At 62.0% G+C, this 12043-nt stretch carries 6 protein-coding genes and 2 pseudogenes; 7 read left to right on the top strand and 1 reads right to left on the bottom strand.

Going from position 1 to position 12043, the window contains the following annotated elements; genetic code table 11:
• Positions 1-97: 97 nt before the first annotated feature.
• A pseudogene (locus EN807_RS30985) lies at positions 98-322 on the top strand (transposase domain-containing protein); the annotation flags it as partial.
• 133 nt (positions 323-455) lie between these two features.
• On the opposite strand, the gene EN807_RS30980 reads toward EN807_RS30985, so the two are convergent.
• On the bottom strand, positions 456-1931 hold the full coding sequence (locus EN807_RS30980) for an NAD-dependent succinate-semialdehyde dehydrogenase (protein ID WP_128177583.1): 1476 nt from the start codon (positions 1929-1931) through the stop codon (positions 456-458).
• A gap of 1368 nt (positions 1932-3299) precedes the next feature.
• On the opposite strand from EN807_RS30980, the gene EN807_RS30975 reads away from it, so the two are divergent.
• From EN807_RS30975 to EN807_RS30950, 6 genes and pseudogenes are all read left to right on the top strand, one after another.
• A complete protein-coding gene (locus EN807_RS30975; protein WP_135937807.1) occupies positions 3300-5228 on the top strand; it encodes an autotransporter assembly complex family protein in 1929 nt (642 codons plus the stop codon).
• On the top strand, positions 5228-9412 hold the full coding sequence (locus EN807_RS30970; protein ID WP_135937806.1) for a translocation/assembly module TamB domain-containing protein: 4185 nt from the start codon (positions 5228-5230) through the stop codon (positions 9410-9412). The genes EN807_RS30975 and EN807_RS30970 overlap by 1 nt, the downstream gene beginning before the upstream one ends.
• Before the next feature lie 601 nt (positions 9413-10013).
• Positions 10014-10613, top strand: a complete 600-nt coding sequence (locus EN807_RS30965) for a hypothetical protein (protein ID WP_127211093.1) — start codon at positions 10014-10016, stop codon at positions 10611-10613.
• Between the two features lie 64 nt (positions 10614-10677).
• Positions 10678-11658 carry a S8/S53 family peptidase gene (locus EN807_RS35850; RefSeq protein WP_164759788.1) on the top strand — a complete coding sequence of 327 codons (981 nt, stop codon included), beginning with the start codon at positions 10678-10680 and terminating at the stop codon, positions 11656-11658.
• A 73-nt stretch (positions 11659-11731) separates the two neighbouring features.
• Positions 11732-11896: a cytochrome P450 gene (locus tag EN807_RS30955; RefSeq protein ID WP_245485928.1), complete on the top strand. Its 165-nt coding sequence runs from the start codon at positions 11732-11734 to the stop codon at positions 11894-11896.
• 15 nt (positions 11897-11911) lie between these two features.
• Positions 11912-12043: pseudogene (locus EN807_RS30950) on the top strand (cytochrome); the annotation flags it as partial.

Below are 12043 nucleotides of genomic sequence, written 5' to 3'. Positions count from 1 at the left end.
GCACAGACTCCTCCAACTTTCAAGAGATTCCAACTTTCGCGTGTTTTACATACGTGAAAGTTATAATACGTTCTCGGACGCTGCGGTCTCCGGCTCGGCAATCCATCGGAAGAACGCCCTCTTTGCAGGCTCCGATGGCGGCGCCGAACACTGGGCAGTCGTCGCCCCGCTGATCGAAACCTGCAAACTGAACGGCGTCGAGCCCCTCAGCTATCTCACCGATGTCCTCACCAGGATCGTCAATGGCCACCCGAACAGCCAGATCGACGACCTGCTGCCCTGGGCCTACCTCCCGGCTCCCGAACTCAGGGCCGTGGCCTGAGAACAGCGCTTACCAATCACCGCCGCAATGACCGTCTCCACCTGAAGGGCCCATGTGGCGTCCCGCTCGGGTTGCGGAGCCGCCCGTCAGCTCCCAATCGAGGGCTTCTATTCGGAGGCCGCAAGCAGGTTCTTCAGATGCCGCCCATGCAGAGATATTTCATTTCGAGGTAGTCTTCGAGCCCGTGGCGGGAACCCTCCCGCCCGATGCCGGACTGCTTCATGCCGCCAAAGGGCGCCGCTTCCGAAGACATACGCCCCGTGTTGATGCCAACCATGCCATATTCCAATGCCTCGGCCACGCGCCAGACACGCTTCAGGTTCGAGGCATAGAAATAAGCGGCGAGGCCGTAGATCGTGTCGTTGGCCTCACGCACAACCTGATCCGCATCGTCGAAGCGAATGATCGGCGCCAGCGGCCCGAAAGTCTCCTCTTGCGCAACCGCCATGATGCTGGAAATTTCAGTGAGGACTGTGGGTTCGAAGAAGGTGCCATCCTTGCCGATACGTTCGGCTCCGCATCGAATTGTCCCACCTTTGGCAACGGCATCTGCGATGTGGGACTCGATCTTGGCCAAAGCATGCATGTCGATGAGCGGTCCGACGTCCACTCCGGCAGCGAAGCCGTCGCCAACCGACAAGTGCCGGACTTTCTCCACGAACTTCTCGACGAACTCATCGTGAACGCTCGATTGGACGTAAAGACGGTTCGCTGAAACGCAAGTCTGGCCGGCGTTGCGGAACTTCGCCTGGATCGCGCCGTCGACCGCAGCGTCGATATCGGCGTCATCAAAGACGATGAAAGGGGCATTGCCTCCGAGCTCGAGGCTGACCTTTTTGATCTGGTCCGAGCACTGGCGCATGAGCAGCCGGCCAACCTCAGTCGAGCCTGTAAAACTGATCTTTCGCACCTTGGGATTGGAGCAGAGTTCGCGTCCAACGCCGTCACCTTCGGACGCATAGATCAGGTTGACGACGCCGTCTGGAAACCCAGCTTGGTGCGCGAGGGCAAACATTGCACCTGCCACTAGCGGCGTCTGTTCAGCAGGTTTGAGCACGATCGCGCAGCCCGCCGCCAGGGCCGGCGAGATCTTGCGCGCCACCATCGACGCTGGGAAATTCCATGGCGTAATTGTGCCGACGACGCCGATCGGCTGCTTGATCACCATCATGCGACGGTCTGTCGACGGTGCGGGGATCGTCTCGCCATAGATGCGATTGGCTTCTTCGGCGTACCATTGCAGATATGCGGCCGCATGCGAAACCTCCGACTTGGCTTCGGCAAACGGCTTGCCCATCTCTGCAGTGAGTATGGCGGCAAGATCCCCAGCGTGGTCCATGATCAGCTGATGCCATCGCCACAGAACGTCGCTGCGTTCTCGGGCGGTCAGCGCCGCCCATCCAGGCTGCGCTACATAGGCCCTGTCGATCGCAGCGCGTGTCTCCGCCACCCCCATGTCGGGAAGTGATGCCAGCACTTCGCCGCTCGACGGGTTGAGGACGTCGAATGTCAGCTTGCTAACCGGCGTGCCGAGTGCCGGCAGGCGATCGATGGCGCCAAACAGGTCCGGGGATTTCAGGTGCCGGATCATCGGCAGGCACAGGGGCAATACCGGATTCCTCTCAAACGCGGCGGATGTGTATGTCGGCAGGGCGTCGGTGTGTACTCCGCACCTGCGGCTTCCTTATAGGGCCTCGGCCAGACGGCTGGTAGACCACTCCACTCAAGTTGAAAGGGAGAATTCCTGAACTCCTCTGGTCGATGGCTTGCGGGTGTCCCTTGCTCGATGCTTGGGCCGTTACAGTCGGACGTCGCTTCAACATGTCTCTGAGCGACAGCCACGTTCCCGGATACAGAGGAGCGCTGTCTCAATAGCGGCTCTAGAGGAACTCAGGATAAGGTTCTTGGTCGAGTTCGGCCAATCGCTGATTTCATAATTACGCCTCTCTTCGAAGTTTACGGACAACACGGAAGGCGGAACGGCGAAGGCGAAGCATTCACACGCACATTGTGAACTGGAAGTCCTGTAACTGACTTTGTCCGTGCTGCAGTAAAGCACGGCGCAAAGTCCAGGCCACTTTGCGCCGCTGTTCGTCGCGACGTCCGCAGCCCAATATCCGCAGCAGCCCGGAGGGCCTAAGCAGCGACGGTCTCTATCTGGTTTCGTTCCAAGCTTGCCGCGCATGCCGGATCAAGCGGAGATGCGATGGATAGGTCTTCTCGGGGGAAATCGTCAACAGACTAGGAAAACGGACGTCAGAGCCTCTTTCGCGCAGGGAAAGGTTCCGCCCCTGGGCAATGCCGCCGCTTCGCATTTGGCATCTATTTCTTCGCTCGAAGCAGACATGCCGAATGTCGGCAATCCGCCAATTTGTTCGGAAGGCAACCAGTGCCCGCCGAAAGAACGCCTATGCACCGCCCCTCCCAATCGACGCAAGGCACAACCCCGCAGCCAGGATCGCAGCCGTGCCCGCTCCCGCAATCCGCATCGAGGTATGCCCGAAATGCTGAGATCAAAATCGATCGTTCAAGTGGCACGTCTTTTGCTCTTAAGCATCTGATGATGAATACGATCCTACACATCAGGTTGTGCATAATGCAGGTTGTTTTTAGCGGTTTGAAATTCGCCGCCACACTGCATAACCGGCAGAATGTTCAATTGTTCGGGGCCGGCTGGAACTGGCGGCTTTTGATCCGTCCTCCTTCGACAGGGCAGCTCACCTCGTTGCCGATATACGAACAAGGATTTGTTCGATCGAGGGAGGGATCAACCAGCTCAAGCTGGCGACCTTCTACAAACTGCCAGATGCTTGATGATCGTCGATAGCGGCGGCGCGACCATCACGATGATCTCGTCCAGTCTGTCGCTCAAATGGCCGCGCCCGAGCTACAGCGGCGAGATGCTCTTGCCAAGGGACTTGCCCAGCCGCAGCATCAGCCTGCCGCCTTGGCAGCACTATTGCCCTAGGTTGTCCTAATGCCGGTGCATGGAAGGCAGACGGCAGTGGGCTGCGCATCAGGCGGCGTGCTATTGCAAATCGTGCTGTTGGCCGTGGTCTGCTCGACCGCGCTGGCCGCGCAATCAAGGTCCGCAGCCGCGTTCGAGCTGTTCGGCCTCAAGCTGTGGGAGCTTTCCAGCGACGAGGACGCCGACATCGTCGACCCGCTGCGCTACACGGTGACGATAGACGCGCCCGACGCTGACGAGGATCTCGCCGAGAAGCTCGAAAACGCCTCGGCGCTGAAAGCCGACGAGGAACACCCGGTATCAGGTTCGCTGGGTCTTTTGGCCAAGGCGCGCAGCGACCGTGAGCAACTTGTCGCCGCGTTTTACGCGGACGCGCTCTACGAGGGCGTCGTCACCATCACTATTCAGGGCAAGCCGCTCGACGATCTGCCGCCCGATGCCGAGTTTTCTGGCCCGCAGCCGATTCCGGTGGTGATCAACATTGCGGCCGGGCCGAAGTTCACGCTTGGCGACATCAGGCTGGAGGGCGATGCGGCGGGGCTGGCAAGTGCCGACTTCGGCCTGATCGCCGGCGGTGACGCCAGTTCGGGCGCCGTGCTCAAAGCCGAGGCGGCGATCGTGCGGGCACTCAAGCAAGAAGGCAGGCCGCTGGCCAAGGTGACGGGTCGCGAGATCGTCGCCGAGCACGCCGGTTCGACGCTCGACGTGACGCTCACCGTCGCGGCCGGGCCGGTCGCCGGCTATGGCGACACCACTGTCGAGGGCACAGAAAAGGTCGACCGCGACTTCACCGAGCATATGACCGGCCTGAAGCGCGGCCGCCAGTATTCGCCCGATGAGATCGACGATGCACGCGACCGGCTGCTCGGGCTCGAGGTCTTCAACAGCGTGACGGTGAAGGAAGCCGACGCGCTCGACTCCGAGGGCAATATCCCGATCGGTGTCGAGGTCAGCGAACGCAAGCCGCGCCATTTGGATCTCGGCGGCAGCTTGTCGAGCACCGATGGCCTGGACCTCAAAGGCAATTGGGAGCATCGCAATCTGTTTGACCCCGCCGAAAAGCTGCGCATCGATGGCAAGATCAGCGGCATCGGCAGCAACGACTTGAGCCAGCTCAATTACAGTGCCGGCGTCATGTTCGAAAAGCCGGGCGTGGTCGGGCCGGCGTCGAAATTCTTCGCCGGCGCCAACACCGTGCTGGAGCATCCCGACGCCTACGACCGTTTCTCGGTCAAGGGCAACACCGGCCTGTCGTATGACCTCGACCGGCAGCAGACGGTTTCGGCGGAAGTCGCGCTCGACTATTCGAAGATCACCGATTCCTTCGGCAAGCACACTTTTCTGATCGCCAGCATTCCGCTGCGCTATGTCTACGACAACCGCGACAACCGGCTAAACCCGACGACCGGATTCAGGGCGCTGGCCTATGCCGAGCCGAGCTACGACATTTTGAACGGTGCCGCCTTCGTCAAGCTTAGGGGCGAAGGATCGGCCTATCAGTCGCTCGACACGGCCTCGAAGTTCGTCTTGGCCGAACGTGTCGCCATCGGCTCGATCATCGGCGCCGGCCTTCAGGATGTTCCGGCCGACCGGCGCTTCTATTCCGGCGGCGGCGGCTCGGTGCGCGGTTATGCCTATCAGGGCATCGGTCCGAAGGACGCCGACGGAGAGCCGATCGGCGGGCTGTCCTTCTTCGAGACCTCGTTCGAGATGCGCATCGCCATCACCGACACGATCGGCGTCGTGCCGTCCGTCGATGCCGGCACCGTCTCGACCAATCAATTCCCGGATTTTTCCGGCATGAAGGTCGGCGCCGGCGTCGGCTTGCGCTATATTACGCCGTTCGGACCGTTGCGCATCGATGCAGCGGTGCCGCTCAACCCGGATCCCGACGACCCGGATTTCGGCATCTATGCCGGCATCGGCCAGGCGTTCTGATGACAATGTTCAAGCGCATCCTTCGCATTGTCCTTTTCACGCTGCTCATCGTGGTGGCGGCGGTGGTCGGTGCGCTCGTCGTGCTGACCAAGACCGAGCGCGGCCGCGACAATCTCGCCGGCATCATCTCGACCATGGCGTCGACCGATGACCAGAAGGTCAGGGTCAGCGGCATCGACGGCATCTGGTCCGGTGCGCTGACTATCGATCATGTGGTGCTGGAGGATCGCCAGGGCGCCTGGCTGGTGGCGCGCAAGGTGGCCGTCGACTGGTCGCCGCTGGCGCTTCTGTCGAAAAACTTCAGCGCCGGCCGCATCGGCGCCGATCGCATCGAGCTGGCGCGGCTGCCGGTGGCCGGCACCCAGCCGAGGCAAGGTGGCGCCACCACCCTGCCGGTGTCGCTCGACATCAAGCAGATCGACCTGCCGGAAATCGCGCTCGGCCAGGCGCTGGCCGGCAGCGGTATCGCCGAGCTCGCCGCCAAGGGATCGTTCAAGGCCGACGCGGCGCCATTGGCGCTCGCAACCAGCCTCAACATCACCCGCCGCGACGGCAAGCAAGGCAAGCTCGACGCCAGCATCCATTTCGCGCCCGCCGACAACAAGCTCGACCTCGATCTGAAGGCGTCGGAGCCGGCCGGCGGCATCATCGCCAATCTGCTCAAATTGCCGGATGCGCCGCCGGTCAACATCGTCGTCACCGGCACCGGGCCGGTCGCCAATTGGAGCGGCATCGGCACCTTCGTCGTCGACGGCCAGATCGTCACCCAGCTCACCGGTCGCCACCAGCTCACCGACAAGGGCAACTATGTCGAGGCCAATGGCGATGGCGACTTCCAGCGCTTCTTGCCCGACAATCTGAAATCCTTGTTTGCCGGCAAGACCAGCTTCGACCTCGCCGGAACCGCGATCGTGACGGGCGGCGTCGAGGTCGAGCGCGCCAGCATCGACAGCGATGCCGTGCATGGCACCGCCGCGGGCATCATCGACCCCAACGGCGCCAGCGACCTTTCGGTGGAACTCGCCGCCAAGGGTCCACCAATCGTGCTCAGCCTCGGCAGCACGGTGCACCCGATAACCGCGGCGATCAAGGATGCGACGGCCCGCGCCTTCGGCGACGGCAAGGCGCCGATGGTGGATATCGGCGCGTCGCTGGTCTCGGTGGTGGCGGGCGGCACGCGGGTGGACGATCTGATCGGGCAAGTGCATTCTGATGGTTTCGACATCCAGAACCGTAGCGGGCCTGTCACCATCAAGCTGACGGCGGCCGGCCTGAACACCGACGTTGCGACTTTGGCGCCGCTGGTAACGGGCAGGGTCTGCGCCGGTCTCGCCGGTTCGGTCAGCAAGGACCAGGTCGTCGTCGACGAAGGCACGCTGCGCAGCGACGCACTCAATGCGTCCGTAACAGCCACAGTAGCGCTTGCCGATCTGTCGATGACGCTCAAGATGAATGCCGACGCGGCTTCGACGGCGCTGCCGTCGCAGATCAGCTCGGTTCTCGGCCAGCGCGTGCAGTTTTCCGCAACCGCCACACGCGACCCGGACGGTGCGTTCACCGCCAACGCATTGCAACTCACCTCAGGCACGCTTAGCGCCAGCGGCACCGCCAGTGCGCAGGGCACCGATGTCCGCGCCGATATCAAAGGCACACTGGGCGATGTGTCGGTGCTGTCGCCGCTGGTCGGCGCCAAGGTCGGCGGTGCCGTCGGTTTCGCGCTGACCGCAAGCGGGGCGCGCAGCGCACCGGATTTCTCGGTTTCGGCCAACAGCGACAGCCTGACGGCGTCCGGCCATGCGGTGAAGCAGATCAAGCTGAGCGCGAGCGGCAAGGCCGATATCGCCAGTCCCGCCGCCGATGTCTCGCTGACCGGCTCGGTCGACGACCAGCCGCTCGACCTCAAGGCATCGCTGGTAACAACCGATGGCAAGCGCTCCATAAATGGACTTGCCGTCTCGTTAGCCGACAACAGGGTCTCCGGCGACCTCGGGCTCGACGACAACCTGCTGCCGCTCGGCACGTTGACCCTCGATGCCGCCGATATTGCTCCGCTGGCCAGACTTGCCGGCCAAACGGTAGCCGGCGACGTGCGCGGCACCATCCGCTTTGCGAATGACGACGGAGCGCCGACGGTCGCGATCGATGCGACGAGCACCGCAATTTCGCGCGGCGAACTGGCGGTGAAGACGATCGCCGTCAACGCGCTGGTCGCCAACTTTCTCAAGGCGCCGGCGACCTCCGGCACGATCAAGGCCGATACGGTCACATCAGGCGCCACCGTGATCAGCGGCATCGGTGTCGATTTGAAGCGCGACGGCGACTGGACCGGGTTTTCCGGCGGCGCCTCCGTCAAGGATATTCCGCTGAAGGCCGCCGGCCGGGTCAGGATCGCCAATGGCACGACGACGGTCGAGCTCACCTCCGGCGAGGCGACCATGCGCGGCATCAAGGCGGCCATTGCCCAGGCCTCGACCATCACCATCGCCAAGGGAGTGACCAGCCTCGACAGGCTGGTGCTCAACCTCGGCGGCGGCACGGCGACGGTCACGGCCAAGGCTGGGCAGGCGCTCGACCTCAACGCGACGCTGGCCCGCGTCCCGATCTCGATAGCCAACAGTTTTTCGCCGGGCCTTGATGCCGCCGATTCCATCTCGGGCACTGTGAAGGTGACGGGCGCGCCGGCCAATCCGGCCGTTGCCTTCAAGATCGACACTCAAGGTGTTCAGACGTCGCAGACCCGTGGTGCAGGTTTCGGCGGCATGGGCGTTTCATCCTCAGGTACGTGTGCGGGCAACAGACTGACCTTCGACGCCAACATGAGCGATGCCGCCGGTCTCGGCCTCAAGGGCGGCGGCACGATGATGACGTCAGGCGCGCCCACCCTTGATCTCAACTTTTTCGGCAAGGTGCCGTTCGCCTTCCTCACCAGGACACTCGCCGCGCAAGGCCTGTCCTTGAGCGGCACGGCCGACGTCAATTTGAAGGTGCGCGGCCCGGCGACGTCGCCGGTGATCACAGGCACGGTCCGCACCTCAGGCGCCCGCTTGATCGATGCACGCTCGGGACTTGCGATCAACGATATCACCGCCGATGTGGCGATCGGCGGTGGCGTCGCCAGGATCAACCGCCTGACCGGCAATTTGTCGACGCGCGGCAGCCTGTCGGCCAGCGGCACCGTCGGCATCAATCCGGCGCAAGGTTTTCCGGCCGACCTGTCGGTCAAGCTCGTCGACGGCCGCTACACCGACGGCAGGGTGGTCACCGCCAATCTCAGTGGCGACCTGACCATCAAGGGGCCACTCGCGTCGGCGCCGGTGATTTCGGGTACGATCAACCTGGCCAAGACCGTCATCACCGTTCCCGAAAAGCTGCCCGGCTCGCTGGCCGAGCTCAACGTCAAGCACAAGAATGCGCCGGCGGCCGTGCGCGCACAAGACAAGGCGTTGCGCCCGGCCGCTGCAAGCAGCGGTGGCGGCGGCAGCGGCCTCAACCTCGACGTCACGGTCAATGCGCCGAGCCAGATCTTCATCCAGGGCAGGGGTGTCGACGCCGAGCTCGGCGGCTCGCTACGGCTGACCGGCCCGGCATCGTCGCCGCAAGCGGTCGGCACCTTTACCTTGCAGCGCGGTCGGCTGACGATCCTCGCCAAGCGGCTGACCTTCACCGAAGGCACGGTCGGCTTTTCGGGGTCGCTGGTGCCTTATCTCAATCTCACAGCGACATCGACGACGAGCAGCGCCACCGTCACAATCGTGGTGTCGGGCGAGGCGACCAATCCGAAGTTCAACTTCTCGTCGGTGCCGGCGCTGCCGGAAGACGAGGTTCTGGCGCAACTGATTTTCGGCCGCTCGATGTCGAACCTGTCGCCGCTGCAGATCGCCCAGCTTGCCGAAGCCGCCGCGCAACTGGCCGGTATCGGCGGCTCGACCTCGCTGCTGCAGAACCTGCGCAGCGCGATCGGCATCGACGATCTCGAGGTGATCACCGACGAGGAGGGCGGCACCGCCGTCTCGGCGGGCAAGTATCTCAACGACCGCACCTATGTGACGATCCAGAAGGGCGACAGGCCGGGCTCGGGCAAGGCAACTGTCGATCTCGACGTCGGGCGCGGCGTCAAGCTGCGTGGCGAGACAACCGACGCCGGCGAAGCCAAGGGCGGTGTTTTCTACGAACGGGAATATTGAAACCGGCCGTTCGCGCAGAACAGTTGGTTGTCCGAAGAACGAGCGGCGCAGCGGCGAATGTCCCAGTTTAATCGCCCGCTGGGATTTCGGACGAAATCCCTGGCGCAGTAGCAAATTTGCGCCAAGACTGTCGTTATCGAACCGCCCTGCTTTCAAACATTGGCGCGAGCACGTCTATTGCCGTGGCGACCGATCCACCATTTCCCGGGAACTCGAAGGAAGGGTTCCTGGGCGCAAGTGGTAAGTGCGTTCACGCTCAGCGTACGATATCCGACAGTTTGTGTCAGCTTTTGAAGGCTAACGACACAGCCTTGTGTAGCCGGCGTCTTGGACGTTTAGCTAAGCCGCTGAAAGCAAATATACAATCCCTTCGTTGGCCCCGTCATCTTGATTGGCATGAATTTCGCTATGTGCCGTTGAGAGGGGCGGGAACTGCTTGCCAGGGAAGAGCGAAGAGATGGCTCGGCAAAATTGAAGGACGGGAGATCACGGATTTGTTGCGAATGAACACGTTGTCTGCTGGCGGCCATGCGTCTGCGGCTAGGGCCTGCGAAGGGTTTGAAGATGTGGCGAGGGACTGCAGTACGCCTGTCGATCGCACATGATCTGCTGGCGGCTCCAACAATGGGCGTTGCAGATACGCATACAGTTGGCTGCGGGTTTAGTGCTGTTGGTGTCGGCACTCTTCGTCAGCGCGATGACTGCGAACGGACAGGAGACCAGCTTTGTCGGCATTTATCAGGGTTCGGAGCTAACCGACGCCGCCAACCAACTGGGACAAGCCGGATACGCGCTGTCGGATGGCACCCAAGTGTCTTTCGACAAGTGGTACCATAGCAGCTGGATCGACATGCGATTTGAAATGTTGACGCAGCTGTCGGACGATTTCGGTCTCCTCTGGGGCGCGAGCACCGGCCAGCGTGCCGAAAAGGTGCGAATCCAGCCGGGTGTGAAACTCGGCTTTATTCTGCAAAAGCGACCGACACCGTCCACGGCACTTACCCTCACCGTCAGTTCAATTTTGGGCGGGGACCTGACGGAACGATCTTGCACGGCTGACTATGGCGCCGTCGGCGGGTTCCAGGCGGTGAATTGCCGTCTGGCCGCGTCGCAACTCCCGCCTGCGGACACTTTGAAGTACATGGCAAACATGAATCCAAGCCGATTGAATCTCGATCTCCGGTTCAGGGCTAAATTCTAGCGATGATGAAAGGCATAGGCGGTACATTTAGTTGATGAAGAACAATCCAAACAGGAAGTTTATTATGAACAAACCACAATTGTTTCCGGTAGTTTTCGTTGCCGGTCTTCTAGCGTGCCTGTTGGCGGCCCCCGGTTTCGCTGGTGATCTCGGTACCGAGGTAAGCGGCAAAGGAAGGACCGGTACTCCAGCCGCGGAAACCAGTAGCTCGGGCTGCCCACAAAATGCCGACGGCACCTTTTGCTGGATGAATCCCGATATTGGTGAAGCATGGGCATCGGGCTATACTGGTTCTGGGGTATCGGTGACCGTTGTAGACAGGTTCACAGGTGACGAGCAACAGATTGGGGACCTCGGCCATGGCCCCCGATGGCGGCTACATGGGCAGTGGGTCGCTCAAATGGCCGGCATGGTGGCGCCTGGCGCAAATATAATCGAGCTTGACAATTCGGAAGCAGATTCGCTCTTGCTGGAGGACGGGCTCAACGTCATTAATCTGAGCTATGCCATTGAGGAACCACTGAGCGGCTACCCGCTCGAGGAGCCGTACCTGCTCGAGGAGTCGATTGTCGATGCGGCTCGGGCGGGTGCTGCGGTCTTCACAAAGGCAGCCGGCAACGACTCCGTAGCAGTAGGTACCCCGGACGTCGAAGGGCGAATTGATTTCCTAGCTACCGACCTGATTGGGATGCAATCGACGATCTTTGTGGGTGCGCTCGAGCACAATGGCACTCCCGAAAACAAGGCAGGGCTGGCCGCATATTCGAATTATGCCGGCTCAAACCCGGAGGTGCAGAACCAGTTCCTGACTGTGGGTGTCGAGAGTGACAGGACTGGCTTATACGGAACGTCTCTCGCGGCACCTGTGGTTGCAGGCTATGCCGCTATCCTTGGCAGCAAGTTCACGTCCGCAACACCGACACAGCTTGGCAATCAGCTGCTGGATACAGCCAGGACCGACACGATCGTCAACTATAATGCGGCAACTTACGGTCGCGGGGAAGCCAGCCTTTCGAGGGCACTGGCACCCGTTTCGATCAGGTAGACGAGCACTCCGATTTGAGCAGCTAAACTTTCTGTGAGGCGTTGAGAGCCACAAATCGCCTCGCGGAATTCGCTTGGGCGCTGCGCTGGCGCGCCTGGAATTGAGCTTCCCCGCGCTGTTCGTGCGGCTGGAGGATCTGGCGCTGACCATCGCCGCGGAGGACGTCGTCAACATGCCGTCTTACGTCATTCGCTGCCCGCAGCGCCTGCCGGTCACCTTCCGCCATTCCATCGCTTAGAGAGTGAGTGCCACCATGCCCGAACAACCCCTGCCGACGCTGCCGATGTGGCGCGTCGATCACATCGAGCCCTCGCCCGAGATGTTGGCGCTACGCGCCAACGGTCCGATCCACCGCGTGCGCTTCCCGTCCGGGCACGAAGGCTGG

The sequence above is a fragment of the Mesorhizobium sp. M5C.F.Ca.ET.164.01.1.1 genome (assembly GCF_004792125.1).
GTDB lineage: Bacteria > Pseudomonadota > Alphaproteobacteria > Rhizobiales > Rhizobiaceae > Mesorhizobium > Mesorhizobium wenxiniae.
Note: the sequence above shows the minus strand (reverse complement) of the source record. Positions and strands in the feature narration are given on the sequence as shown.